At 33.0% G+C, this 26,965-nt stretch carries 29 protein-coding genes; 17 read left to right on the top strand and 12 right to left on the bottom strand.

The features are described 5' to 3' along the window. The first annotated feature begins 1 nt into the window (after position 1). Complete coding sequence (locus LPB248_RS04840) at positions 2-589, top strand: YdeI/OmpD-associated family protein (protein ID WP_177210449.1); 588 nt, start codon at positions 2-4, stop codon at positions 587-589. Positions 590-925: 336 nt separating this feature from the next. On the opposite strand, the gene yajC is transcribed toward LPB248_RS04840, so the two are convergent. The 3 genes from yajC to LPB248_RS04855 form a co-directional block, all read right to left on the bottom strand. After that, complete coding sequence (gene yajC, locus LPB248_RS04845) at positions 926-1,201, bottom strand: preprotein translocase subunit YajC (protein ID WP_053471036.1); 276 nt, start codon at positions 1,199-1,201, stop codon at positions 926-928. Positions 1,202-1,276: 75 nt separating this feature from the next. Beyond that, entirely contained in the window at positions 1,277-2,188 is a 912-nt protein-coding gene (nusB, locus tag LPB248_RS04850; protein WP_177210450.1) for a transcription antitermination factor NusB, read from the bottom strand. Between the two features lie 312 nt (positions 2,189-2,500). Next, complete coding sequence (locus LPB248_RS04855; protein WP_317168851.1) at positions 2,501-3,607, bottom strand: Glu/Leu/Phe/Val dehydrogenase; 1,107 nt, start codon at positions 3,605-3,607, stop codon at positions 2,501-2,503. Positions 3,608-3,811: 204 nt separating this feature from the next. Between LPB248_RS04855 and LPB248_RS04860 the strand changes: the two genes are divergently transcribed. From LPB248_RS04860 to LPB248_RS04875, 4 genes are all read left to right on the top strand, one after another. Continuing rightward, the gene (locus LPB248_RS04860) at positions 3,812-5,590 is read left to right on the top strand and encodes an ABC transporter ATP-binding protein (RefSeq protein ID WP_177210451.1); all 1,779 of its coding nucleotides are present in this window, start codon (positions 3,812-3,814) and stop codon (positions 5,588-5,590) included. 68 nt (positions 5,591-5,658) lie between these two features. After that, positions 5,659-6,027, top strand: a complete 369-nt coding sequence (locus LPB248_RS04865; RefSeq protein ID WP_177212505.1) for a PUR family DNA/RNA-binding protein — start codon at positions 5,659-5,661, stop codon at positions 6,025-6,027. A gap of 156 nt (positions 6,028-6,183) precedes the next feature. Next, positions 6,184-7,008: an alpha/beta hydrolase gene (locus LPB248_RS04870; RefSeq protein ID WP_177210452.1), complete on the top strand. Its 825-nt coding sequence runs from the start codon at positions 6,184-6,186 to the stop codon at positions 7,006-7,008. Positions 7,009-7,030: 22 nt separating this feature from the next. Then, positions 7,031-7,576 carry an RBBP9/YdeN family alpha/beta hydrolase gene (locus LPB248_RS04875; protein WP_177210453.1) on the top strand — a complete coding sequence of 182 codons (546 nt, stop codon included), beginning with the start codon at positions 7,031-7,033 and terminating at the stop codon, positions 7,574-7,576. Positions 7,577-7,642: 66 nt separating this feature from the next. On the opposite strand, the gene LPB248_RS04880 is transcribed toward LPB248_RS04875, so the two are convergent. Then, the gene (locus tag LPB248_RS04880) at positions 7,643-7,978 is read right to left on the bottom strand and encodes a tRNA-binding protein (RefSeq protein WP_095931381.1); all 336 of its coding nucleotides are present in this window, start codon (positions 7,976-7,978) and stop codon (positions 7,643-7,645) included. Positions 7,979-8,106: 128 nt separating this feature from the next. On the opposite strand from LPB248_RS04880, the gene LPB248_RS04885 reads away from it, so the two are divergent. The 3 genes from LPB248_RS04885 to LPB248_RS04895 all read left to right on the top strand — a co-directional run bounded on the left by LPB248_RS04885 (position 8,107) and on the right by LPB248_RS04895 (position 10,455). Next, positions 8,107-9,000: an alpha/beta fold hydrolase gene (locus tag LPB248_RS04885; protein WP_177210454.1), complete on the top strand. Its 894-nt coding sequence runs from the start codon at positions 8,107-8,109 to the stop codon at positions 8,998-9,000. Between the two features lie 126 nt (positions 9,001-9,126). Beyond that, entirely contained in the window at positions 9,127-9,681 is a 555-nt protein-coding gene (locus LPB248_RS04890) for a thioredoxin family protein (protein WP_177210455.1), read from the top strand. Between the two features lie 378 nt (positions 9,682-10,059). Beyond that, a complete protein-coding gene (locus LPB248_RS04895; RefSeq protein WP_095931379.1) occupies positions 10,060-10,455 on the top strand; it encodes a GreA/GreB family elongation factor in 396 nt (131 codons plus the stop codon). A gap of 105 nt (positions 10,456-10,560) precedes the next feature. Here the strand turns inward: LPB248_RS04895 and LPB248_RS04900 are convergent, their stop codons facing one another. From LPB248_RS04900 to LPB248_RS04935, 8 genes are all read right to left on the bottom strand, one after another. Then, positions 10,561-10,866, bottom strand: coding sequence for a cytochrome c (locus LPB248_RS04900; RefSeq protein WP_177210456.1), 306 nt, complete (start codon positions 10,864-10,866; stop codon positions 10,561-10,563). 100 nt (positions 10,867-10,966) lie between these two features. Then, complete coding sequence (locus tag LPB248_RS04905; protein WP_177210457.1) at positions 10,967-11,899, bottom strand: peptidylprolyl isomerase; 933 nt, start codon at positions 11,897-11,899, stop codon at positions 10,967-10,969. Positions 11,900-11,941: 42 nt separating this feature from the next. Next, positions 11,942-13,096 carry an MFS transporter gene (locus LPB248_RS04910; protein WP_255463012.1) on the bottom strand — a complete coding sequence of 385 codons (1,155 nt, stop codon included), beginning with the start codon at positions 13,094-13,096 and terminating at the stop codon, positions 11,942-11,944. 202 nt (positions 13,097-13,298) lie between these two features. Further along, positions 13,299-13,646, bottom strand: coding sequence for a cupin domain-containing protein (locus tag LPB248_RS04915; RefSeq protein WP_177210459.1), 348 nt, complete (start codon positions 13,644-13,646; stop codon positions 13,299-13,301). A gap of 12 nt (positions 13,647-13,658) precedes the next feature. Beyond that, on the bottom strand, positions 13,659-14,564 hold the full coding sequence (locus LPB248_RS04920; RefSeq protein ID WP_177210460.1) for a Zn-dependent protease: 906 nt from the start codon (positions 14,562-14,564) through the stop codon (positions 13,659-13,661). A gap of 9 nt (positions 14,565-14,573) precedes the next feature. After that, positions 14,574-15,446, bottom strand: a complete 873-nt coding sequence (locus tag LPB248_RS04925; RefSeq protein WP_177210461.1) for a sugar phosphate isomerase/epimerase family protein — start codon at positions 15,444-15,446, stop codon at positions 14,574-14,576. Positions 15,447-15,478: 32 nt separating this feature from the next. Continuing rightward, a complete protein-coding gene (locus LPB248_RS04930; protein ID WP_177210462.1) occupies positions 15,479-16,015 on the bottom strand; it encodes an NADPH-dependent FMN reductase in 537 nt (178 codons plus the stop codon). 71 nt (positions 16,016-16,086) lie between these two features. Then, positions 16,087-16,431 (bottom strand): hypothetical protein, encoded by a 345-nt coding sequence (locus LPB248_RS04935; RefSeq protein ID WP_255463013.1) that lies wholly within the window; start codon positions 16,429-16,431, stop codon positions 16,087-16,089. 199 nt (positions 16,432-16,630) lie between these two features. Between LPB248_RS04935 and trmD the strand changes: the two genes are divergently transcribed. The 9 genes from trmD to LPB248_RS04980 all read left to right on the top strand — a co-directional run bounded on the left by trmD (position 16,631) and on the right by LPB248_RS04980 (position 26,958). Then, positions 16,631-17,311 (top strand): tRNA (guanosine(37)-N1)-methyltransferase TrmD, encoded by a 681-nt coding sequence (trmD, locus tag LPB248_RS04940; RefSeq protein ID WP_177210464.1) that lies wholly within the window; start codon positions 16,631-16,633, stop codon positions 17,309-17,311. 65 nt (positions 17,312-17,376) lie between these two features. Then, positions 17,377-18,192, top strand: a complete 816-nt coding sequence (locus tag LPB248_RS04945; protein ID WP_177210465.1) for a GyrI-like domain-containing protein — start codon at positions 17,377-17,379, stop codon at positions 18,190-18,192. Between the two features lie 105 nt (positions 18,193-18,297). Further along, positions 18,298-19,419, top strand: coding sequence for an agmatine/peptidylarginine deiminase (locus tag LPB248_RS04950; RefSeq protein WP_177210466.1), 1,122 nt, complete (start codon positions 18,298-18,300; stop codon positions 19,417-19,419). Between the two features lie 225 nt (positions 19,420-19,644). Continuing rightward, positions 19,645-19,995 carry a 50S ribosomal protein L19 gene (rplS, locus tag LPB248_RS04955; protein WP_111423834.1) on the top strand — a complete coding sequence of 117 codons (351 nt, stop codon included), beginning with the start codon at positions 19,645-19,647 and terminating at the stop codon, positions 19,993-19,995. 281 nt (positions 19,996-20,276) lie between these two features. Continuing rightward, the gene (locus LPB248_RS04960; RefSeq protein WP_177210467.1) at positions 20,277-22,496 is read left to right on the top strand and encodes an NADP-dependent isocitrate dehydrogenase; all 2,220 of its coding nucleotides are present in this window, start codon (positions 20,277-20,279) and stop codon (positions 22,494-22,496) included. A gap of 142 nt (positions 22,497-22,638) precedes the next feature. Further along, positions 22,639-25,020 carry a TonB-dependent receptor gene (locus LPB248_RS04965; RefSeq protein WP_177210468.1) on the top strand — a complete coding sequence of 794 codons (2,382 nt, stop codon included), beginning with the start codon at positions 22,639-22,641 and terminating at the stop codon, positions 25,018-25,020. 29 nt (positions 25,021-25,049) lie between these two features. Continuing rightward, positions 25,050-25,871, top strand: coding sequence for a DUF4249 domain-containing protein (locus LPB248_RS04970; protein ID WP_177210469.1), 822 nt, complete (start codon positions 25,050-25,052; stop codon positions 25,869-25,871). A 2-nt stretch (positions 25,872-25,873) separates the two neighbouring features. After that, positions 25,874-26,356, top strand: a complete 483-nt coding sequence (locus tag LPB248_RS04975) for a GyrI-like domain-containing protein (protein ID WP_177210470.1) — start codon at positions 25,874-25,876, stop codon at positions 26,354-26,356. 23 nt (positions 26,357-26,379) lie between these two features. Next, positions 26,380-26,958, top strand: coding sequence for a hypothetical protein (locus LPB248_RS04980; RefSeq protein WP_177210471.1), 579 nt, complete (start codon positions 26,380-26,382; stop codon positions 26,956-26,958). The last annotated feature ends 7 nt before the right edge of the window (positions 26,959-26,965 follow it).

Genomic DNA, 26,965 nt, shown 5'->3' on the forward strand with positions numbered 1-26,965 from the left:
AGTGGAACCGAATTCTGATAAAAAACACGTTTGGGACAAAGTCAATCAATGGGAAGAAGAACTTCTTTTCCTGAAATCAATTATTGACAAAACAGAACTGGTCGAAACCATAAAATGGGGAGGGCCTATTTATGTCTACAACAAAAAAAATGTTATCGGAATTGGAGGTTTCAAAAATTATTTTGCCATTTGGTTTCTAAACGGCGTTTTTCTGAAAGATGAAAAAAAGAGACTAATCAACGCTCAAGAAGACAAAACAAAATCGATGCGCCAATGGCGTTTTACTTCAAAAGAAGAAGTAAATGAAAAAGAAGTTTTAGAATACATTCATGAAGCGATTGAAAACGAAAAACAAGGAAAAGTCATTAAACCTTCTAAAAAAGAGGCTATTGTATCTGAGCTTTTAGAAAAAGAAATGATTCAAAATCCAGCTTTAAAAGAAGCTTTTGAAAAGTTTTCTCCTTATAAACAATATGAGTTTTTAGAATATATCGAAACGGCTAAACAGGAAAAAACAAAACTTTCTAGAATCGAAAAAGTGATTCCGATGATTTTGGCAAATATTGGATTGAATGATAAATACAGGTAGAATTTTAAAATTCCAAAACTGCTGTCATTCTGAGCGAAGTCGAAGAACGAAACTATAAGAGAACCTTTGTCAAAGTTTAAAACTTTGACAAAGGTTTTTCTTTTTTTGTCATCCTGACGAAGGAAGGATGATAAGATTCCTTCTCACAGTTTGTCATTTCGAGGAACGAGAAATCTCCGCAAGAGACTCTACAAAGATTTTCCTCCATGCTTTGAGGAGCTACTTGCGAAGATTTCTCGTTCCTCGAAATGACAATACAAAGCAAAAAAAATCCCAAACTCCATTTTGGAATTTGGGATTTTTAATCCCGATAGCTATCGGGATGTAATTTAAAATTTACGCTTTCTTATTCAAAGCTGCACTCAATTCTAAAGAGATAGCAGAACGCTCTAATTTTAATTTTCCAGACATTGTTTCGATTACAACAGTAGTTTCTGCTAATTCAGCGATTTTACCGTGGAAACCACTTTTTGTAACTATTTTGTCACCTACTTTTAGGCTGCTTTCAAATTCTTTTTCGTTTTTTGCTCTTTTTTGCTGTGGTCTAATCATGAAGAAATAGATTACCACAAACATCAATAGAAATGGCGCAAATTGAGTTAATTGTCCCATAATTTAAATTTATTTTTGATTTATATTTAATTCTTTTTTTGGAATTTCTTATTTAAAATTTGGAATTTGCCGTAATTACATTAACCCTCTTCCTACTTTTACCATTTTTTTATTGGCAGTCAGTTCCTTAACAAGATTATCTAAAATTCCGTTGATAAAAATACTACTTTTTGGTGTAGAATACTCTTTTGCAATTTCTAAATATTCGTTAAGAGTTACTTTTACAGGAATTGAAGGGAATTTAATAAACTCGCAAATTGCCATTTTTAAGATAATAGTATCAATTTCGGCAATACGATCGCTGTCCCAATTTGGTGTTTTATCTTCGTATTCTTTTGCAAAAGCAGTTTCATTTAAAATTGTTCTTCTAAACAAATCTTTAGCAAAATCTTTATCTTCAACATCTTTATACAATTTTGGCACTCTAAAATCGTCTGGATCTTCTGTTTTGATCGCTTTCAATTGTTTAACAATATGTGTATTTACAACCGGAATATCATCAACCCAAGTTAATTTATCATCCTCTAAATACTCGTATAATTTTTCGTTTGGAACAATAACATTTTCAAACAAATCAATTATAAATTGTCTGTCTTCCTCAAACGTATTTACGTTATTGCTCATGTATTTTTTGTAGATATCGCTTGCTTTTACATCATTTAAAAGTAAAATGATATAATCATCGTTTAAAGACCAGTTATTGATCTTACGATTTTCTAAAGCAATGCTAAGAGAATTACTTTCTGCTAAAAGCTGAAAGATTTTGTTTTTGATGAACTTTTCGTTCGGATTACGTTCTGCTGCAGTAGCAAGGTGTTTTTTACTTGACAGATGCAAATAGACAGCTTCTTTTTTGCAAATTTCTATCAATGAAGAAAGCATTATAAGATATAAGTCCTGAATATTATCTATGCTATAAAAAAGAAATTTTTCTTCTTTTTCCATATTATCAGAACCGCTTTGGTGCATTGCATAAATGGATTGCATTACTTTAACGCGTATGTGTCTTCTATTTACCACCGTGTAAGAACATTTAAAAATTAGTCTGCAAAAGTATAACTTTTGATGCGTATTTTAAAATTAAATCGTAAAAAAGTCGCAGTTTTCAGTCGCAGTTTTCAGTTTTATTCAAAATATGTAGTTGCCGCTATGCAGTATTTAGTCGCAGTTTGCAGTCGCAGTTTGCAGTATTCAGCTAAAACAGAAACTGAGAACTGAGACTGAATACTGTAAACTAAAAAAAATCCCAGTTTCCAGAAAAAAAACTGAAAACTGGGACTGAGACTGTAAACTTAAAAATTACTTAGAAGCGTTCTCGATTCTTCTTTGATCGATACGATTTTGAGCAATTGTAAGTGCTGCTTTATGCGTTGTAATATTGTTTTTAGCAGCAAAATCTATAATTTCTAAAGTAGTATTATAGATGTTTTCTGTTTTACTCATGATTTCAGCTTTACCGTAGTTTGCTAATTCAGCATAAACATTGATGATTCCACCAGCATTGATCAAGAAATCTGGAGCATATAAAATACCTCTTTCTTGTAATCTTGCACCATGAACATTCTCATCTGCCAATTGATTGTTAGCTGCTCCAGCAATAACTTTAGCATTAATTTTGTTTACTGTATTATCATTAATCGTTGCTCCCATTGCACACGGTGCATAGATATCAACATCTGCAGTATACAAATCTTCTCCCGTATAAATTGCTGCATTGTATTTTGAAGCAACTTGATATAATTTTTCTTCGTTAATATCGGTAATAGTAACCTGTGCTCCTTCTTTAGTTAAATAATCAACCAAAGTTTCACCCACGTGTCCAATTCCTTGTACTAAAACTTTTTTACCTTCTAAAACATCAGTTCCAAACTGACTTTTAGCAGCAGCTTTCATACCTAAGTAAACTCCGTAAGCAGTAACTGGAGAAGGGTTTCCAGAACCACCTCTTTCTTCAGAAATTCCCGTAACATAAGGCGTTACATCTCTTACCGTGTCCATGTCTTTAGTTTCCATTCCGACATCCTCAGCAGTAATATATCTTCCGCTTAATGAGTGAACGAATTCACCAAACTTACGCATTAATTCAGGCGTTTTCTGAGTTTTAGCATCGCCAATAATAACGGCTTTACCTCCACCAATATTAAGTCCAGTAATAGCAGATTTAAACGTCATACCTCTAGAAAGACGTAAAACATCGTTTAAAGCTTCCCATTCTGTGTTATAATTCCACATTCTGGTTCCTCCCAAAGCTGGCCCCATAACCGAATTATGAATACCAATAATTGCTTTTAAACCTGTATCTTTGTCATTGCAAAATACAATTTGTTCGTGATCGTCAAAAGATAATTGACCAAAAACAGGATCCATTTTTTGAAGTTCCTTTCCAGTTGCGAAAGTTGCATCCATAGCGCTAGTATTAATTAGGTTAAAATTATGAATTCGTCAAAAAGACAACTCAAACATAATTAAAAAATACATATGTGCTAATTTTTTATCTTTAAAATAACAATATTACAATCTAATTGTTTTGATTAAATCGCAAATTATTATAATTTTATTTAACAATAATTCTTAAATCCAAAACAATTCAACATCATATTTCTTAAAAAAATGAAAGAATTAAGCTATTTAAACAAATATTTCATTAAATATAAATACAGTTTTTCGCTTGGTATTTTAATCACCATAATCGCACAAATATTTTCTCTATTTACTCCAAAACTGATTAGCAAGTCTTTAAACGCTATTGAGAATTTTGACAAATTATCTGCTGCAGAGCAAAGTTCTCAAATTGTGATTAATGCATATCGCCAAGATCTCATTCACAACGTATTACTTATTATTGGAACAACAATTGTTGCTGGATTTTTAACGTTTTTAATGCGTCAGACCTTAATTGTAATGTCTCGTCATATTGAATTTGATCTAAAAAATGAAGTTTTTAGACAATACGAGAATCTTTCGCAAAATTTCTACAAACAAAACAGAACTGGAGATTTAATGAACCGTATTAGCGAAGATGTTTCAAAAGTTCGTATGTATGTTGGGCCAGCAGTAATGTATACTATAAATACAGCTATCCGTTTCGCGATAGTCATATTATATATGTATAATGTATCGCCACTTCTTACCTTATATACTATACTGCCTTTGCCGATTCTTTCGTATTGCATTTTTAAGTTAAGTTCAGAAATCAATAAACGAAGCACGACATTCCAACAATACCTTTCTAAGGTTTCGAGTTTTACACAAGAAATATTTTCAGGAATTCGTGTTATAAAAGCATATTCTTTAGAAAATCAGCATCAAAATAATATGATTGATTTGGCCGAAGAAAGCAAACGTAAAAGTTTGAGTCTTGCTAGAGTGCAATCATTATTCGGACCTTTAATGATTGCCTTAATCGGAATCAGTAATTTGGTTGTTATTTATTTTGGAGGCGTGATGTACATTAACGGAAGCATTCCTAATATTGGAACCATAGCTGAATTTATTTTATACGTAAACATGCTAACTTGGCCCGTTGCTTCTTTAGGATGGGTTTCATCTATGGTACAGGAAGCAGAAGCTTCTCAAAAACGTTTGAATGAATTCTTGAAAATTGAACCAGAAATTAAAAACAACAACGAAAACACTTCAGAAATCCAAGGAAATATCTCTTTCGAAAATGTGTCTTTCACTTATGATGACACCAATATTGAAGCTTTAAAAAATGTTTCTTTTACAGTAAAAAAAGGAGAAACATTGGCTATCCTTGGAAAAACAGGTTCTGGAAAATCGACTATTCTTTCTTTGATTTCGAGATTGTACGATGTTACAGAAGGTGAAGTTAAAATTGACGGAAACGAAATCAGTACTTTAAACTTAAATGATCTTCGAAATAATATTGGAATTGTACCTCAGGATGCTTTCTTATTTTCGGATACGATTAAGAACAATATCAAATTCGGAAACCAAAATGCAACTGACGAAGAGGTAATCGAAGCTGCTAAAAACGCTGTGGTTCATGACAACATTATTGCCTTTAACAAACAGTACGACACTGTTTTAGGAGAAAGAGGAATTACACTTTCTGGTGGACAAAAACAGCGTGTATCTATTGCAAGAGCCATTATTAAAAACCCAGCAATTTTGCTTTTTGACGATTGTTTATCTGCTGTTGATACTGAAACCGAAGAAATGATTTTGAATAATTTGTTCGAAATTTCTAAAGACAAAACAACCATAATTGTAAGTCATCGAGTATCATCTGCCAAGAATGCAGATAAAATTATTATACTTGAAGATGGTAAGATAATTCAACAAGGTTCTCATAATCAATTAATAAATCAAGAAGGTTATTATGCATCGTTATATTTAAAACAACTTTCGGAAAAAGAATTACTTTAATTGTTGCGTAATAGATAATTTTTTATGATTTTTGAGTACTATTAATTCCAAAAATGATAGAACGTATTATGAGAGAAAATGACATGTTAGAAAAAGAAGAGATTTTTTCTAAAGTATTACGCGCAGGAAGAAGAACTTATTTCTTTGATGTGAGAGCTACCAAAGCTGATGATTATTATATCACGATTACAGAAAGCAAAAAATTTACTGAAGAAGATGGTTCTTTTCACTTCAAAAAACACAAAATCTACTTATACAAAGAAGATTTTAGTGCTTTCTCTGAAATATTAGAAGAAATGACTTCTTATGTTTTAAACCACAAAGGCGAAGAAGTAATTTCTGAAAGACACCAAAAAGATTTTAAAAAAGAATATAGCTCTGAAAAGAGTGAAAGCCAAAGATCTAGTTTTACAGATATTGATTTTGATGATATTTAAATCCAAAATCATCTACATAAAGTAGAAGTCCAATTTGTTATGCATTTTGGACTTTTTTTATATATTTATGTTTCGAGATGTGAATTGTAAAATGTGAGACGTACGATTCATGCACTTTTTACTTCTAACAATTTTACAAATTACACCTTACTTCTGATGAAAAAATTAATTATTCTCCTAAGTTTCTTCCTTTACGGAATTTCGCTATCTGCCCAAAATTTAGAATACGAAACAAAAAGCAACATTCAATATTATAGTGCAGCTGTAAATAAAGCCGATAAATACATCAACGAAAGATGCGTTCTAGATATTTATTATCCAAAAAATAAAACTGGATTTGCTACAATCGTTTGGTTTCACGGCGGTGGATTAACTGGCGGAAACAAAGAAATTCCTGAAGCTTTAAAAAACAAAGGCTTTGCTATTATTGGTGTTAATTACAGATTATCTCCAAAAGCAAAAGCTGAAAAAGCGATTGAAGATGCTGCTGCTGCAGTTGCTTGGACTTTCAATAATATTGCAAATTATGGCGGAGACAAATCCTTAATTTTTGTTTCTGGACACTCTGCTGGAGGATATTTAGGAATGATGATTGGTCTGGATAAAAAATATCTTCAAAAAGAAAACATTGATGCCAACCAAATTGCTGGTCTTATTCCGTTTAGCGGACAATGCATTACGCATTTTGAGATTAGAAGAGAAAACGGCATTCCTGAAAAACAGCCTACAATTGATGCTTTTGCTCCTTTATACCACGTTCGTGCCGATGCTCCGCCAATGTTATTAATTACTGGAGATCGCGAACTAGAAATGCTTGGACGTTACGAAGAAAACGCCTACATGGCCAGAATGATGAAACTGGTTGGACATACACAAACTAAATTATATGAATTAGACGGTTACGGACACGGAATGACAGAACCTGGCTTTCCGCTTTTAGTCAATGAAGTAAACCGAATTTTAAAAGAACGTAAAAAATAATCACTAAATAAAATCCACGGCAATGGAAACACAACTATTAATTATACCAGGACTTGGAGATTCTGGAGAAAAACACTGGCAAACCTTTTGGCATAAGAAATTCGAAAACTCAATTCGTGTTGTGCAAGACAACTGGGACGAACCTGTTCGCGAAGAATGGCTTGAAAGATTAAATGAGAATATTTCAAAACTTAACAAACCAACTATTTTAGTAGCGCATAGTTTGGCGGTTTCATTGGTTCTGCATTGGGCAGAAAAACACAATAATCCGTATATTATTGGCGCTTTTTTAGTAGCTCCTGCAGATGTTGATTCACCTCAACATACGCCAGAATGCACGAGAAACTTCTCGCCTATTCCGCTTTATAAATTACCTTTTCCGTCTGTAGTCGTTGCAAGCGAAAATGATCCTTATGCTTCTTTTGAAAGAAAAAAACTCTTCGCTGAAAAATGGGGAAGCGATTTTGTAAACATCGGACAGCAAGGTCACATCAATTCTGATTCTGATTTAAAATATTGGGAGGAAGGACAGGAGATACTACTGAAGTTAATTGAAAGAATAAAATAAGTTTTCAGTTTCAGTCTCAGTTTTCAGTCTCAATTTAAAACTGTAAACTGAGACTGCGACTGCAAACTATCCAATACGCAATCCATTAGGAATCTTAAAATCTGGAGCTAATAAAATAACATCCCCCTCCTCGCCTACTGCGCCAAGAACCAGACATTCACTCATAAACTTTCCGATTTGTTTTCTTGGAAAATTTACAACCGCAACTATCTGACGATTTACTAAATCTTCTTTCTGATATCTCTTGGTAATTTGTGCCGATGATTTTCTAATTCCTATTTCCGAACCAAAATCTATCGTTAATTGGTATGCAGGTTTTCTTGCTTCAGGAAAATCGTTTACTTCTATGATTGTTCCAACGCGCATATCGGTGCGCTCAAATTCGTTCCAGGTTAAATCCATTTTTAATTGTATTATTTACAAACCTATAAATTTTGTAATTAATGCACCTAATTCTATAACCAATTTCTTTTTCTTAAATCTAATTTTACGAGAAGATAAAAGAAAATACTCACGTAAAAAGATATAACATGGAACATACTGAACCAAATGCATGCATGTCAATTAAAGATTTTGAATCTAATTTAAAACAGGTTCACACTGATAAATATATAGAAACTGCTCAAAACGTAAGACTGTATGTAAAGGATTATGGTCAGGGAAAACCCGTTATCCTAATTCACGGCTGGCCACTTTCGAATGAAATGTGGGAATATCAAATAGACCATCTTGTCCAAAATAATTACAGAGTTATCGCTTACGACCGACGCGGGTTCGGAAAATCTTCTCAGCCTTGGGATGGCTACGATTACGATACTTTGACTGATGATCTTAAAGAAATTATTGAGCAATTAGAGTTAGAAAATGTAACTCTTGTTGGCTTCTCAATGGGCGGTGGCGAAGTAGTTCGTTATTTCAGTCGTCATGGCGGAAAAGGTGTTACCAAAGCAGCTTTGATTTCGTCAATTATTCCATTTCTGCTAAAAACTCATGATAATCCTGATGGGCATCCAAAAGAGAAAAGCGAAAATACTGCTGTGGCAATAAAAGAAGACAGAATAGGATTTATTGATAATTTCGGAAAAACGTTTTTTGGAGTCAATATTATCAATAAGCCTTTAAGCACACCTTTATTAGAATATTACAGAGCTTTATGTTCAGTGGCTTCTCCAAGAGCTACTTTAAAATGTGCAGAATCATTCTCTTACACTGATTTTAGAGACGAATTAGATTTTATAAAAGTTCCAACTCTGATTATTCATGGAGACGACGATAAAATTGTTCCAATCGACCTTACTTCTCGAAAAGCAGCAAAATCAATTGCAAATAATACTTTTATCGAATATGAAGGTGCGCCTCATGGCCTTTTTTATACAGATAGAGACAAATTAAATGAAAATTTACTGGAATTTTTGAATTCATAAAACTTAAAAAAGTATCCAAAGAAGCAAGCTGTTGTAGCTAACTGCTTTCTTTGGATACTTTTTATTCTTGTGCTCTTTTTTTTACAGATTTTTAAAGCTACTTTTGAAAATCAAATTTCGAATAAAATGGCACGAACTGAATCAACAATGCTTCCTTTAGGAACAATTGCACCTGATTTTTATTTAAAAGACACTAATTCTAATAATAGCTATTCTTTTGAAGATTTAAAAGGTTCAAAAGGTACTTTGGTTATGTTTATTTGCAACCATTGTCCGTTTGTGCATCACGTAATAAGCGAAATTGTAATGATTGCCAATGATTATCGCGTACAAGGAATTGGAGTTATTGCTATTTCAAGCAATGATGTTGTTAAATATCCGCAAGATGGCCCAGAATTAATGACGGACTTTGCTATAGAAAACAAAATTGACTTTCCGTACTTGTATGATGAAAGTCAAGAAATAGCAAAAGCATATCAAGCAGCTTGCACTCCAGACTTTTATTTATTTGATAATCAAGACAAATTATTCTATCGCGGTCAGCTAGACGATTCTAGACCAAGCAACGGAATTCCACTTAGCGGAAGCGATCTGAGAGGTGCTATAGACGCCTTAATTTACAACAGAAGTTTAAAAGAACCGCAAAAGCCAAGTTTAGGTTGTGGCATTAAATGGAAGTAAAACCTCACTAAATTCAAAAAGATTACGTATCTTTGCAAATCAATTTAATCCTCCTTATGGGAAATAAAACACCATTTACAGCTTCTATAAAGTCGTTTTGCGTAGCAAAACCGCTACTTGCTGTAATTATTTCACATAATAAGGCCTTTATTTTTTAGGCCTCCGTCTACTTCACTTTTCTTCTTTTTGACGGAGGATTTACATCAGCTTAAGCATTCACTTATTTGACAAAAATCAATTTTTGATCAGATATTTTTTTGTTTTTCAGATTAAACATTTCGATTCTGTCTTTTTTAAGACTCTGAAATTTTTCGTTTGTAAATTGTTCTAAGAAAAAAAAATCATTTAAAATTTTATAACAATAAATTCAATATAGATATGAAACCAACACCCACTTTCTGCAAATCAGATTATCAATTTTTAAGAGAATTGATTTTAAAAAGTAAAAACTCAACAAATACTAAAGAAGCCAATCAGCTTTCGCAAGAATTAGATCGCGCTGTAATTAGTAAAGAAAGCGAATTGGATAGTTCGGTAATTCGAATCAATTCATTTGTAACGATAGAAGATGTAAAAGCAAAGAAACAAATGAAAATTCAAATCGTTTTACCTTCTGCAGCAGACGTAAAACAATCTAAAATATCAATTCTAGCACCTTTAAGTGTTGCTATTATTGGTTTTAAAGAAAATGACGAAGTAGATTGGGAATTACCTGCTGGCATCAAAACTTTAAAAGTAATAGCTGTAGACAATTCGGCTGTACATCATTCTTAAATTTTAAAACACCTCATTTTGTGACGGTGTTTTTTTTATATCTATTTGAAAATAAAAAAACTGTTCGATTGAACAGTTTTTTTATACCTCTTTTTAAAATTCAAATTACAATTGCGAATCAATATAATTTGTAATCGAAGCCATTTGAGTATCATCTAATTTTGCTTTTTTACCCATTTTAACCAAAATCGGAGTCCATTCTTCTTTTGTGAATTTTTTAGGCTCAAACAACTTGTGGCATTTAGCACAATTGTTTTCATACAGATTTTTACCCTCAACTAATGCAGGAGTTAATTCTGTAGCTTTTGTTTCTTTTCCTGCAGCAGGAGCTTCTGCAACAGCCGTTTTTTTCGTACCACATGCTGCTGCAAGCAACATGATAGCCATTAAACTTAAGATTGTTTTTTTCATTTCTTGGTCTTGTTTTTAATTCAAGTAAATATAAAAAAATCCCATACGCCGTGGCATATGGGATTATTATTTAAAACAATACTAAATTGTTTGTAAAACCTTATTTTACGTCCATTAATTCAACGTCAAAAATCAAAGTTGCGTTTGGTGGGATAACTCCTCCTGCACCAGATGGACCGTAAGCTAAATCAGATGGAATTACAAAACGAGCTTTGTCTCCAACTTGCAATAAAGCAATACCTTCGTCCCATCCTTCAATAACTTGCCCAATTCCTAATTTGAATTCGATTGGTTTTTTACGTGGGTAAGAAGAATCAAATACTTTTCCGTTTTCTAAAGATCCTTCGTAGTGAACAGAAACTGTTTTTCCAGCTTCAGCTTTTTTACCTTCACCTTTTTGGATCATTTTATAACGTAAACCGCTTTCTGTTTTATCAAAACCAGCAGCTAATTGTTCCATTTTTGCTTCAGATTCCGCTTTTAAAGCTGCTTCTCTTTTAAGACGAGCACCTTTTAAACCAATAAAAGCTTCAATTGCATTCCATTTTTGAGCTTCATCTCCAACTCTGATGATTTCAACAGAATCTAAATTATCACCTTGAGCAACAGCATCAACAATATCTTGTCCTTCAATAACGTGTCCAAAAACAGTGTGTTTGTTATCTAACCAAGGAGTCGGAACGTGAGTAATGAAAAATTGAGAACCATTGCTTCCAGGACCAGAATTTGCCATAGATAAAACTCCTGGACGATCGTGTTTTAAACTTGGGTGAAATTCGTCATCAAATTTGTAACCCGGATCTCCAGTTCCAGTTCCTTTTGGACAACCACCTTGAATCATGAAATCTGCAATTACTCTATGAAAAGTTAATCCATCATAGAATTTTTGTCCTTGAGGTTTCACTTTATTTTCCATATTTCCTTCTGCAAGAGCAACAAAGTTTCCTACAGTTCCCGGTGTTAAATCATGTGTCAATTTTACTAAAATTGAACCTTTGCTAGTATTGAATTTAGCGTATATTCCGTTTTCCATGTTGTTATTTTTAATTTGAACGCAAATTTACAAATTAATTTTTTAATCAATTTGAGCTTTTGCTTTTTTAGACTTTGATTTATATGTGAATCCATAAATCGTTAATGACAATAATGATAGGACCATACAGCCAATTGTCACATATGGCCATCCGCCCATTTTCCACAACAATAAACCGTATGCCGATCCCGCTGCTGTTCCTAAAAAGGTAAGCGACATAAATACGGTATTTAATCTGTTTCTTGCTTCCGGCAATAGAGAATATACTCTTGTTTGATTAGAAATGTGAACACCTTGAATTCCGATGTCAATAAACACAATTCCTATTGCAATTCCAATTACACTTTCAATCGCAAAATAAAATACTATAAAGCTTATCAAGACCAATAAACAGCCATAACCAACTGCAATTCTTGAATTTCCTTTGTCTCCCAATTTCCCAACAAGAGGCGCTGCTAAAGCTCCAGAAGCACCAACGATTCCAAACAAACCAATTGTAGCACTATTAAAATCGAATGGCTTGCCTGAAAGTAAAAGCACCATTGTAGTCCAAAATGCTCCAAACTGAGCAAAACTGAAAACATTAATTGCTGTTGCTTCGCGCAAAACAGGCTGTGTTTTTATAAGAGTAAATAAGGATTTGATTAACTGCCCGTAAGTTCCTTTAAACTGAGGCTTATTAACTGGAAATTTGCTTTGAATTACAAAAAAGATTAAAAGACAGATTCCAGCAGCAATGTAAAACATCGACCTCCAGCCTAACACTTGGCCGATAAAACCGCTTAAAGTTCGCGAAAGCAAAATCCCTACTAAAAGTCCGCTCATGATTGTTCCAACAACTTTTCCTCTTTGTTCAGGCGCGCTCAAAGAAGCTGCCAAAGGCAAGATAAGCTGTGGCACAATCGAGGTGATACCGATTAGTAATGAAGCGATTTGTAAAACAAGAAAACTCTTTGCTGTTGCTGCAATTAATAAGGCAATTACAGTAGCAAAAGTAGTCATTAAAATTTGCCTTTTTCGTTCAATTTTATCGCCAAGCGGCACCATAAAAAACAATCCTATAGCATAACCCGCCTGAGTTAAGTATGTTATCGTTCCGGCGCTAGCTTCAGGAATTTTAAATTCGTTGGCAATTAAAACAATTAAGGGCTGGCAGTAATAAAGATTTGCAACTATAAGACCAGTGCAAACTGCCATAAACAGTACATTATTTTTAGATAAATTCATGCTGCAAAAATACCACTCTAATCTTTAGCAAAACTTTAAAAAAAATATAATTTTTAAGTTTTTTTTTAACCATATAAGTGATATAAGTTCATTTAAAAATATCTTGGTGAAACTTACAGCCAAACTTAAATTTTCTTAAATCACTTATAGGTTTATTTTTTTTATTAAGCTTTTAATAGTTTAAAAAGTCTTCTCTTGCAGGGCTAAAGACATCTGTAAGCATTCCTTTCTCCAAACAGACAACACCATGCACAGCGTGTGGCGGAATGTAAAAACTATCTCCTTCTTTTAAAGTCTGCGTTACACCACTGATGGTCACATCAAACTTTCCGCTTGCGATATAAGTAACTTGCGAATGATAATGATCGTGTAAAGTACCGATTCCGCCTTTCTCAAAATATACATTTACAAGCATCACTCTTTCGTCAAAAGCCAAAATCTTGCGCTTGATTCCTTCACCGACTACTTCCCACTCGATTTCGTCACCTTTTATAAATTCTTTGCTAGTTCCTAGACTCATATTTTTTTATTTTTATTGAATTCTTTTAAGGTCTTTTTCCATTAACTCAACACCACTGGTTAATTGGTTATCCCTAAAATATTTTTCTAATTCTTTTAATCTTTTTACATTATCGTATTTAAATCCCGAATTTAGTTTTCTTTGACAAAGAGAACACAATCTAACGAAATGTCTATCTGTTTCTATCATGCTATTTGTACCGTTCATAACGCAATTCGCTTCTATGCAATGATGCAAACCAAACATATGTCCTATTTCGTGTGAACAAATTTTCAACAATCGTTCTAAACCTAAATTAAAATCGGCTTCTTTTTGCATTCTATACATAGAACTTACTGCGATTTTATCTCTATATGATGCCAAACCAAAAACGTAATTCCATTCGGGTTTTGGATACAAATCTTTTTCAGTTATTGCCATTAGAGCAACTCCTTTATCAGGCTTTTCTTCTTTTAAAACATCGGTTAAAATATATCCCGCTAAAAATTGTTCCTGTCCAACATCCCCAATTCTTCTAGCATTATTTGGAATAATATCATTTGAAACATCTTTTAAAACTTTGGTTTCTAGCTGAAAGAATATTTGCAAATATTGACGAACTAATTCGATTTGTTTCACCTGCAACGAATTAAACTTCCCTATAGGTTGCAAATAAATAATATTTTCTTCTTTCGTTGGAACAACATGTTTAGTTCGGATAAATTGTTCAAAACTCTGTCCATTTTCTTTATGAGAAAATAACCAATCTCCAAAGCTAGGCTTCCCAAGCTTAACATCATTAACTTTGATATCTACGAAATAAGGTTGAGGCGACAAGATTTGCTGTGGAACTGATTCTGTTTTTAAATTGATCTTTTCTTTTTTATCAGATTGACAAGACATAAAAATCACAAATACCAGCAAAAGAAGTTTCTTCATAAATATGAATTAGGCTAAATTCTTCGAAATGAAATCACAGCTCTTTTTAATCGAATCATAAGAATCAGAAGCAAAATTATTTTCCTGTTCAACAAAAAAATGAATCATTCCAGATTGTTTGGCTTCTTTAAAAATAGGCTTAAAATCGATTGTTCCAGATCCAATTTCCGTATTCAAATCATTGTTGTTTTTATCCTTATCTTTTACATGCCACATTGTAAAACGCCCAGAATTTTCTTTGAACAATTTTACAGGATCATTTCCAGAATGGACTACCCAATATAAATCTAATTCAAAATAAACCAGATCTTTGTCGGTTTCCTTTAATAAAATCTCATAACCTGTAACTCCATCATGTTTTTGAAACTCAAAATCATGATTATGATAAGCCAGTTTTAAGCCTGCTTTTTTGCACATTTTTGCAGCTTCATTTACTCGAGCCGCAATCTTTTTATAATCTTCTATATTTCTCCTAAATGGCTCATCGACCCACGGAATAGTCAAAAATTCACTTTTTAGAATCTTTGCTGCTTCAATTGAGGCAATTAATTCCTCCGTATTTCCATCATACAAAAAGCTTCCTAGATTGTAATGACCACTGACTGCTTTCAATCCATTATCATCTAAGATCTTTTTAAGTTCCTTTGGCGTTAATCCCCAAAACTGATCTTTTGTCGAAAAACCGTACGTTTCAATGGTCGTATATCCCGCTTTTGCTACTTTTGCTAAAGTTCCTTTTACATCTTTAGGAAGTTCATCACGAAGCGTATACAGCTGTAAACCTATTTCTTTTTTATTCATAGAAAGTGCAAATGATGGTGAAGCTAAAACTGCTGTTGCAGCAAGACTTGTGGTTACGATAAAATTTCTTCTGCTAATCATGTTAATGATTTAAATTTCAGAAAGTAAATATATTATAAAAATTGATTCTTAAAGTTTTTTGCAAAATTTTGAAGTGCTTCTGCAGTTTGTTCTGATGTGATTTCTCCTTCAGCATTAACTTTTCCGCGTACTCCCTGAATTAAAAGTTGTGTTGCATCATCAAATTTTGCTTCAAGTGTTTTCATTACCAATAGCAGCTGTTCGTGTCCCATTTCGCCAGAGGCTGAAGCTGTAATAAGACCCGTTTTTTTGTTTGAAAAAATAGTCGTCGACACACACCATTCTAAGGCATTTTTTAAACTTCCGGGAAGACTGAACACATATTCGGGCGTGCAAATGATAATTCCATCAGCATTTATAATTTTATCTCTAAATGTAGTGATTTCTTGTGGAGGATTATCAGTATCCAAATCTGGATTAAAATGTGGAAGACGCTCTAAATCTTCAAAAAACTCTACTTCAAATTCAGGTTTTAAGTAATTTGAAATATATTTCAGAATTTTGAAGTTACTGGAGTTGTTTCTAGTACTGCCCGATATAGCAAGTATTTTCATTTTTGCTGAAGCCATTAAATAAGCAATTCGTATTTTTATAATTAATTATAAAAATACGAATTGCTTAAAGATATTTCTAAAAAAAATTATTTTGCAGTCAACAAATTCATTCCCTGCATTTTCTGAGAATCAATTGCCTGTGGTGGATAATTTTGTTTCTCCTGACGCGTCGAGGTCACTTTGCCTTCTTTACTTAAGTAGACATAATTATAACGCCAATAATTTGGCCCAGCAATTTTTGATCCATCGGAGTTCTCTCTGTCAAAAATCTGATCGGCATAGACGAGAATTTCTCCATTTTGATTATTATCTAAAGTTCTCACTGGATTTCCCAATGTTTTTAGGACTTTAGTTTTAGATTCTCCCACAGCGACCGTAGCTGAACTAGTACTTGCACAGGAGAAGATAAAGAGTGCAAGAAATGCGGACATTACTATTGTTTTTTTCATAAAAAGCGTTTGAATTTATGTTTAGATTTTGGTCGTGATAAATTGATAATTAGGAATGTAATGATAAATAAAGTTACGGAATTAACTTTTACACAATTTAATCGGTATGTTATATAATTATTAGCAAAAGACTCATTGGCATTATTTGTATCTTTGCTCGCAAGAAAATTATCGAATAAAGATGCGAATTGACATTATTACTCTCTTACCTGAATTATTAAGAAGTCCGTTTGAGGCTTCAATTATGAAACGTGCCATTGATAAAGGTTTGGTCGAAGTGCATTTTCACAATCTTCGTGATTATAGCACAAACAGACAGAAAAGTGTAGATGATTATCCTTTTGGTGGAGGTGCGGGAATGGTAATGACAATTCAGCCTATCGATGACTGCATTACACATTTGAAAAGCCAGCGCGAATACGACGAAGTAATTTATATGTCTCCTGATGGGGAAACTTTAAATCAGAAAATGGCAAATAAAATGTCTATGTACGAAAACATTATCATTTTATGCGGACATTATAAAGGAGTTGACCAAAGAGTGAGAGACCATTTTATTACAAAAGAAATTTCAATTGGCGACTATGTTTTATCTGGTGGAGAATTGGGCGCAATAGTTTTATCTGATGCCTTAATTCGATTAATTCCTGGTGTTTTAAGTGATGAAACCTCAGCATTAACAGATAGTTTTCAGGACAATTTATTATCAGGTCCAATCTATACAAGACCTGCAGACTATAAAGGATGGAAAGTTCCGGAGGTTTTAACTAGCGGTCACGCGGCAAAAATCGATAAATGGCGTGAAGACAAGGCATACGAACATACTAAAAATAGACGTCCAGATTTATTGGAAGGTCATTAAAAAAGTGTTCAGTATTCAGCCACAGTATTCAGCCTGATAAAAGTGAGACTGAAAACTAGAAAAAAATGAATCTAAAACGCATTTATAATACTCGCAATTATATTGAGACAAATTACAATGAAATTATCTCAATAAGTGATCTTGAAGATATTTCTAGTTACTCTTACAGAAATTTACAGCGCGTTTTTTATTCTTTGTTTCAAGAAACCATTGGCGCTTACCAGACTCGACTGAAAGTAGAAAACGGATATAAAAAGCTTTTATATTCTAATGAACAAATTTCAGACATTGCACTTGAAGTTGGTTTTGCTGATGTACAGTCTTTTTCAAAAACTTTTAAAAAACATTTTAAATCTTCTCCTTCTGCGGCACGAAATCAAAAAGAATTGCTGCTAAATGATTTTCACCCAAAAGAACTTGTTATTTGTATTTTAGAACCCAAAATTGTTTTTGTTCCCGAAATAATAGCTTATTATTCCAGCTGTAAAACCTCATACATTAATCCTGAAATAGAAACTCTTTGGGATACTTTATTAGAAAATGAAATCACAGAATCCATTTCAGACTATTTCGGTATTATTACAGACGATATTTTAATTACCGAAAAATCGAAATGCACGTATGAAGCTTGCATCATTACTGAAACCATTATTAGAAATCTTCCAACAAAAAAACTTTTTGGAGGTAGATATGCACGTTTTCTTCATCACGGATCTTATGAAACCCTAGAAGACACTTATCAGCAAATTTTTGGCGGATGGTTTCTTAGTAATGATTTTGAAATATCTCATTTACCAGTTATTGAACAGTACATCAAAAACGATTCAAATTGCAAAACGCCAGCCGATTATCTTACAGCTATTTATATTCCTCTTATTTAAATTGTCCATTTTGGACAACTTCGCAATTACTATTTAGAAATACTTTTGTCCCGTCAAGTTATCGATACAAAAAGGCACTAAACATTTAAAATTAAATCAACTAAGATGGAAAAGCTTTTTTTAACATTATTATTAATTCCTCTAATCTCTTCTTGTCAAGGAGATGAAATGAATACAATTACAGATAAAATAGAAAATACCGAAGTTATGTATAACATGCCAGAAGAATCGGCTCCACATGAAGGAACTTGGCTTCAATGGCCACATCAATATCAATATGGAATTGACTATAGAAATGATTTAGATGCTACATGGGTCGCCATGGCTAAATCATTAATAACAAGTGAAAAAGTTTTTATTATTGCCTACGACCTTGTCGAAAAAAACCGAATTGAAGCTCTATTACAAGAATCAGGAGTCTCATTATCTTCTATAGAATTTAAAATTCATAAAACCGATGACGTTTGGATAAGAGATAATGGGCCAATTTATGTAAAAGACAAAAACAATCAATTGGTTATTCAAGATTGGGGATTTAATGGTTGGGGCAAAAAAGCAGCTTTTCAAAATTGCAATATAATTCCATCAGAAATCGCTACAGAACAAAAAATCACGGTTTTAGATTTAAACAAAACAATGATCAATGAAGGTGGAGCTGTAGAAATAGACGGAAATGGCACTTTAATGGCTACCAAAAGTTCGATTCTAAATTCAAATCGAAACCCTGCAATGACGCAGCAACAGGCCGAATCGAATTTTAAAAAATATCTTGGCGTAACACATTTTATTTGGCTAGACGGCAAAGCTGGCAGGGAAATTACTGATATGCATATTGATGGTTTTGCTCGTTTTGGCAATAAAAATACCATTGTAACCATGAATGAAAATGATTTGCAATATTGGGAAGTTCCTCAAAATGACATTGGCACTTTATACAATTCGAAAGATAAAAACGGTAAAAATTTTACTTTCTTAAAATTGCCATTGTCTAAAAATAATGTTGTGACAACTTACGGTAAAAACTTAGGGTACAAAGGTTCTTATGTAAACTTTTATATTGGAAACACGGTTGTTCTGGTTCCGAATTATAATGACCCTAACGATATAGTTGCCAATCAGCTAATTCAAAGTTTGTATCCGACTCGAAAAGTAATTGGCATTGATGTTCGCAATTTATATGCAAACGGAGGAATGATTCATTGTGTTACACAGCAACAGCCGAAGTGAGTCTACAGTTTACAGTCTCAGTTTACAGTCTCGGTCTTAACAACGCAAATCGCGATTGAGACTAAATACTAACCCACAAATAATCAGTTAATTAAAAAAATAGAATTTAGAATTTTATTTCTTGGAATTTCATTTTTTTCAAACTATATTTGCACCCGAATTTGACCAACCTCTGGCGAGATCCGTGAATGTTGCTCTAATATAAAAACCATAATTTAAATTATCATGGCAGATTTATTAAAATTCGTTCAAGACGAATTCGTTGCTAAAAAAGATTTCCCAGATTTCGGAGCTGGAGACACAATCACTGTTTTCTACGAAATTAAAGAGGGTGAAAAAACAAGAACTCAGTTTTTTAAAGGAGTTGTTATTCAAAGAAGAGGTTCTGGTGTTACAGAAACTTTTACTATTCGTAAAATGTCTGGATCTGTTGGTGTTGAGCGTATCTTCCCAGTAAACTTACCAGCTTTACAAAAAATTGAAATCAACAAGAAAGGTGCTGTACGTAGAGCTAGAATTTTCTACTTCAGACAACTTACTGGTAAAAAAGCTAAGATTAAAGATAAAAGAAGATAATCATTTATCTAAATGTTATAAAAAACTCGTTTCAGATTACATGAAACGAGTTTTTTTTTGCCTTATATTTTCACTACTGTTAAAACTGTAATTTTTTAATACCAAAATCATCGATTTAGCAATTTAACGAGCTCGAAATAACAATCTGTTAATTTCATCTTTTCTCTTCAAAACTCAACCGTTTTCGTTGTGATTTTATTATATTTGCTCCGCTCATTTTGAGCCGAATATATCTTTTACATCGTTAACTCCTGACGATACGATTATAAAAAAAAAAGAAAATGAATAAATCAAAAATTTTTTACACCTTAACTGATGAGGCGCCTTTATTGGCAACGTACTCTTTGTTACCAATTGTTCAAGCTTTTACAGCAACAGCTGGAATTGAAATCGAAACCAGAGATATTTCGCTGGCAGGAAGAATTTTATCAAACTTCCCAGATTCTTTGACAGATGCTCAAAAAACTGGAGATGCATTGGCAGAATTAGGTCAATTAGCAACTCAGCCAGAAGCAAACATTATTAAATTACCAAACATTTCAGCATCTGTACCGCAATTAAAAGCGGCTATTGCTGAATTACAATCGCACGGATACAACGTACCAAATTTCCCAGAAGATCCGCAAAACGATGCTGAAAAGGAAATTAAAGCAAAATATGCTAAAGTTTTAGGTTCTGCTGTAAACCCAGTTTTACGTGAAGGAAACTCTGACCGTAGAGCTCCAAGAGCAGTTAAAAACTTTGCAAAAGCAAATCCACACTCAATGGGTGCTTGGTCTGCTGACTCAAAAACTAAAGTAGCTTCTATGTCAGGAGGTGATTTTTACGGAAGTGAAAAATCATTGACTGTAAATGAAGCAAACGATGTAAAAATCGAATTTGTTGCTAAAGACGGTTCAACAACTGTTCTTAAAGCAAGTACTCCATTAAAAGCTGGAGAAATTATCGACAGTTCAGTTTTAAGCGTAAGCAAATTAAAAGCTTTTGCTGCTGATGTAATCGCTGAAGCAAAAGCTGCAGGAGTTTTACTTTCTGTACACTTAAAAGCTACAATGATGAAAGTTTCTGATCCAATTATCTTTGGCGCTATCGTTGAAGTATATTTTGCAGATGTTTTCAAAAAATACGCTTCTTTATTCGCTGAATTAAACGTTGACACAAGAAACGGTTTAGGCGATATCTACGCTAAAATTGCTGGAAGACCTGAGCAAGCAGAAGTTGAAGCTGCTATCGATCAAGCAATCGCAAACGGACCAGCTTTAGCAATGGTTAATTCTGATAAAGGAATTACAAACTTACACGTTCCATCTGACGTAATTGTTGATGCTTCTATGCCAGCAATGATCCGTACTTCTGGACAAATGTGGAACAAAGAAGGAAAAGCTCAAGATACATTCGCGGTTATTCCAGACCGTTCTTACGCTGGAGTTTATACTGCAACTATCGATTTCTGTAAAAAACACGGTGCTTTTGATCCAAAAACAATGGGAAGTGTTCCTAACGTTGGTTTAATGGCTCAAAAAGCTGAAGAATACGGATCTCACGACAAAACTTTCCAAATGAAAGCTGACGGAGTTGTACGTGTGGTTGATGCAAACGGAAATGTTTTAATGGAGCAAAACGTTGAAGCTAATGACATTTTCAGAATGTGTCAGGCTAAAGACGCTCCTATTCAAGACTGGGTTAAATTGGCTGTAAATAGAGCTCGTTTATCTAGCACTCCTGCTGTTTTCTGGTTAGACGAAAACAGAGCACACGATAGAGAATTGATCGTAAAAGTTCAAAAATATCTTAAAGACTACGATACTACAAACTTAGATATCCGTATTTTAAACCCAATTGCTGCTACTGAATTTACTTTAGACAGAATCATCAAAGGCTTAGATACTATCTCTGTAACAGGAAACGTTTTACGTGACTACTTAACAGATTTATTCCCAATCTTAGAATTAGGAACTTCTGCTAAAATGCTTTCTATTGTTCCGTTAATGAATGGTGGTGGATTGTTCGAAACTGGTGCTGGAGGTTCTGCTCCTAAACACGTTGAGCAATTTACAGAAGAAGGATACTTACGTTGGGATTCATTAGGAGAATTTTTAGCTCTTGGTGCTTCATTAGAGCATTTAGGACAAACTTTAGATAATTCTAAAGCAATTGTTTTATCTGAAACTTTAGACCAAGCAAACGATAAATTCTTAGCAAACGATAAATCTCCAGCTCGTAAAGTGGGTCAGATTGACAACCGTGGTTCTCACTTCTATTTAGCATTCTACTGGGCTCAAGCTTTGGCTGCTCAAACTAAAGATGCAGAATTGAAAGCGATCTTTACTCCAATTGCAGCTGAATTTGAAGCTAACGAAGCTAAAATCGATGCAGAATTAATTGGTGCTCAAGGTAAACCTCAAAACATTGGCGGTTACTACCAACCAACACCAGAATTGGTAAGCAAAGCAATGCGTCCAAGCGAAACTTTCAACGCTATTGTTGCTAAAATCAAATAATTCAGAATACATTTTGTATTTCTAAATAAGTAAAAGGACAACTCGAAAAGTTGTCCTTTTTTTATCTTAACTTATGTTTAACAAAAATTCCGTAAGAATATGTAGTAAGAATTTGTTAACTATGTAAATCAAAATCAATATAATGATTACAAAAAAGACCTGCACATTTTTTCTTTTTATTCTTACGATTTTCACCTCATTTGCGCAGGAAAAATTCACTCTAAGCGGAACCATCATTGACAGCAAAAACAATGAAACTTTAATTGGAGTTAATATCTTTATTCCGTCCTTAAAAATAGGAACTACAACCAACGAATACGGTTTTTATTCCCTTTCTGTTCCTAAAGGAGAATACGAAATCGAAATCAGCTATGTTGGCTATCAAACCATTCAAAAACATATTTCTTTAAATCAAGACAAAAAAAGCAATTTCTCAATTAAAGAAGGTGGCGAAGAACTGCAAGAAGTTGTTATTACAGAAAATAAAGGTAAAATAAATGTCAAATCGCCCGAAATGAGCGTAAATAAACTCTCCATTTCAACCATAAAGAAAATGCCGGTTGTTTTAGGAGAAGTTGACGTTATAAAATCGATTTTGCTACTTCCTGGTGTAACCAATGCGGGCGAAGGCGCTTCTGGATTTAATGTTCGCGGAGGTGGTGCAGACCAAAATCTCATTCTTTTAGACGAAGCAACAATCTTTAATTCTTCTCACGTTTTCGGATTTTTTTCTGTTTTTAATCCCGATGCTATTAAGGATTTAAAATTATATAAAGGTGGAATTCCTGCACGTTATGGCGGTAGAGCTTCTTCGGTTTTAGAAATCTACCAGAAAGACGGAAGCAGTAAAGATTTCCATATGAATGGCGGTATCGGAATAATTTCAAGCCGTTTACTGGCTGAAGGCCCAATTGTAAAAGACAAAGGTTCTTTTTTGATTGGCGGAAGAGCTTCTTACGCCCATCTTTTTTTAAAACTATCTGAAGACAACAAAAATAACTCTGCTTATTTTTATGATTTAAACACCAAACTAAGCTATAAACTTAACGACAATAACAGTTTATATTTATCAGGCTATTTTGGACGTGACGTTTTCAGTTTAAACAAAAGCTTTACCAATACGTACGGAAATTCAACTTTAAACCTAAGATGGAATCATTTGTATTCTAATAAATTATTCTCCAATCTCTCTTTAATTTACAGTGACTATTATTACGGATTAGATCTTGATTTTGTAGGATTCAATTGGGATTCTGGAATCAAAAACTACAATATCAAATACGATTTCAAGCATTATCTTTCAGATAAACTAAAACTAAATTATGGCGTAAACGGTATTTATTATGATTTTAATCCTGGAACCATAAAACCAACCGCCGAAGATTCGGGCATAAATCCTGATCAATTAGATAAAAAATATGCTTTTGAACCTTCTATTTATCTGGATGCAGAAAGTCAGCTTTCTAAAAAAATTACCATTGCTTATGGTTTGCGTTACAGCTTATTTTATAGATTAGGCGCTTCTACTATTAATTATTACGATAATAATCAAGCGGTTGTTTTCAATAATGATATGCAGATTTACGAAAAAGGAACACCTACTTCAACAAAGTATTTCAGCCAAAACAAAGTCATTCAGAGTTATGATAATTTTGAACCTCGTTTTTCTCTTTCTTACCAATTAAATGAAGATCAATCTATAAAAGCGAGTTACAACAGAATGGCGCAATATCTTCAGTTAATTTCAAACACCTCATCTCCTACTCCGCTGGATGTTTGGATGCCGAGTGATAATTACATTAAACCTCAGCTCGCAGATCAGGTGGCGTTAGGATACTTTAGAAATATTTATAATGATGCCTATTCTTTAGAAGTAGAAACCTATTACAAGAAAATCCAAAATAGATTAGATTATATCGATGGAGCCGATTTAATTGCCAACAATGCCATTGAACAAGTTATTTTAAACGGCCATATGCGTTCGTATGGTTTAGAGCTTATGATAAAGAAAAACAAAGGCAAATTTAATGGATGGATTTCGTATACATTATCAAAATCTGAACAGCAGACTCCTGGAAGAACTGCTGAAGAAATCGGAATTAACAATGGTCAATGGTACGCTTCAGCTTATGATAAAACTCATAATCTTGCCATTACATCTGCTTATAATTTAAACGAAAAATGGTCATTTGGTGCTAACTTTGCTTTGCAGTCAGGACAGCCAGTTACTTATCCGAATGGGCAGTACGAATATTTAGGAATCACTGTGCCAAGTTACGGTTTGCGAAATGAAAATAGACTTCCTGCCTATCATCATTTGGATATTTCAGCAACCTTAACACCAAGAACAAATAAAGATAGGAATTGGAAAGGCGAATGGGTATTCAGTATTTACAACCTTTATAATCGCATGAATGCAGCCTCAATCAATTTTCGTCAAAATACGGATACAGGTTTGAATGAAGCTGTTCAGCTATCAATTTTTGGAATTGTTCCAGCTGTTAGTTATAATTTCAAATTCTAAAAATAAGTTTAAAGGCTAAAAACATACCTATGAAAAAATTAGTTTTTTTAATCGTGCTTTTCACATCTTTGTTTTTCGCAAGCTGCGAAAAAGTTGTGGATGTTGATTTAGATACAGCTCCTCCGAAATTAGTAATAGAAGCTGCAATTACTTGGGAGAAAGGAACAACAGGAAATGAGCAGACAATAAAGCTGACAACGACAACGGGTTATTTTGAAAATAAAATTCCAACCGTTTCTGGGGCAATTATTTATATAGAAAATAGTAAAAAGGAAAAATTTAATTTTATCGAAATTAAAAAGACTGGTCAATATTCATGCATAAATTTTACACCCGTTATCGATGAACAATATACGTTAACTGTCATTAGTCGAGGAAATAGATATATTGGAACAGAAACTTTAAAATCAGTAGCTCCCATTACCCGCATAGAACAAAATAATCAAGGCGGTTTTACTGGAAAAGACATTGAAATAAAAGCTTTTTATACTGATCCTGCCGATGCAGATAATTTTTATTTATACAAATATTTATACTCTAATAAAGTTAAATCAACTTTCTATGTAGACGAGGATAAATTTTTTAATGGCAATGAATTTTTTAGCCTTTCAGACGATGAAGATTTAATAATTGGAAATGAAATTGAAATCACACATTACGGGATTTCAAAACAGTACTATAATTATATGAATATTTTGGTCAGCATTGCTGGAAGCACTGTTGGAGGACCATTTCAGTCTCCTCCAGCAACCGTAAAAGGAAATATGATCAATGTAACTAATAAAGAAAATTATCCGTTAGGCTATTTCTCTCTAAGTGAAACCAGTACAGAAAATTACAAAATTAAGTAATTATGAAACCTATCATTAGAAACTTAACCGAAAAAAAACTCCTTGGACATTTTATTGAAATGTCTTTTATTGAGAATAAAACTTTTCAATTATGGAATGGTTTTATGCCAAATCGAAAAGAAATAAAAAATACAATTAATGCCAATTTATATTCTTTAGAAGTTTACGCAGAAAATCATTTTGATAATTTTGACCCTAATGACAGTTTCCAAAAATGGGCTGCCGTAGAAGTTTCAGATTATTCAACTATTCCAGAAGGAATGCAAACTTTAATTATTCCTGATGGTTTATATGCTGTTTTTCTTCATTTAGGGCCAGCGACAGAAGCTCATCAAACCTATCATTATATTTTTGCAGAATGGCTTCCAAATTCTGAATATACGGTAGATAATAGACCTCATTTTGCTGTAATGAATGAAAAGTATAAAAAAGATGATCCTAATTCTGAAGAAGAAATCTGGATTCCTATAAAAAGCAGAAATTAATCAATCGGAATTTATCATTAATAATGAATTATAAAAATTACTCTGACAAAGATCTTGAGGAAGCTTATATTACTATGGTTGATTACTCTGGAAAAGCTAGTAAGGAAATACTTTTGGAGATAAATAACAGAGGAGGAATTGACGTTTTTTTATCTACTCTGGAATCCAATAAAACTAATAAAAAAGAAATACAAAGAATAACAAAGGAAGTGTATGATTTGAGTAATGATTATTCTGATTTGGACTTCATAAAACAATTTATAAAATCAGACATATTAGATTCCCATGAATTAAACAATTTAATCGACTCTAAATTTAATCAACACCAAGCAATTTTAAAAGATAGAGAAGTTAATCAAAAAACAATTTATGGAAGTCTAGCCGGAATGGCATTAGGAATTATAATCAGTTTAATTTTCTATATTTTGATTATTAACCTTTTAGGAAAATTTATATATTATCCTATTATAGGTGTATATTTCATTTGCTATCGAACTATTAAATTCATAACTAAACAAACACGAGATAATACATTTGTATTTCTAACATCACTAATAGGAACAATACTAACATTGATTTGCCTTTTTTCCATTTATCGTTAATTTAAAT

The organism is Flavobacterium sp. LPB0248 (assembly GCF_013388355.1).
In the GTDB taxonomy this organism is placed as follows: domain Bacteria; phylum Bacteroidota; class Bacteroidia; order Flavobacteriales; family Flavobacteriaceae; genus Flavobacterium.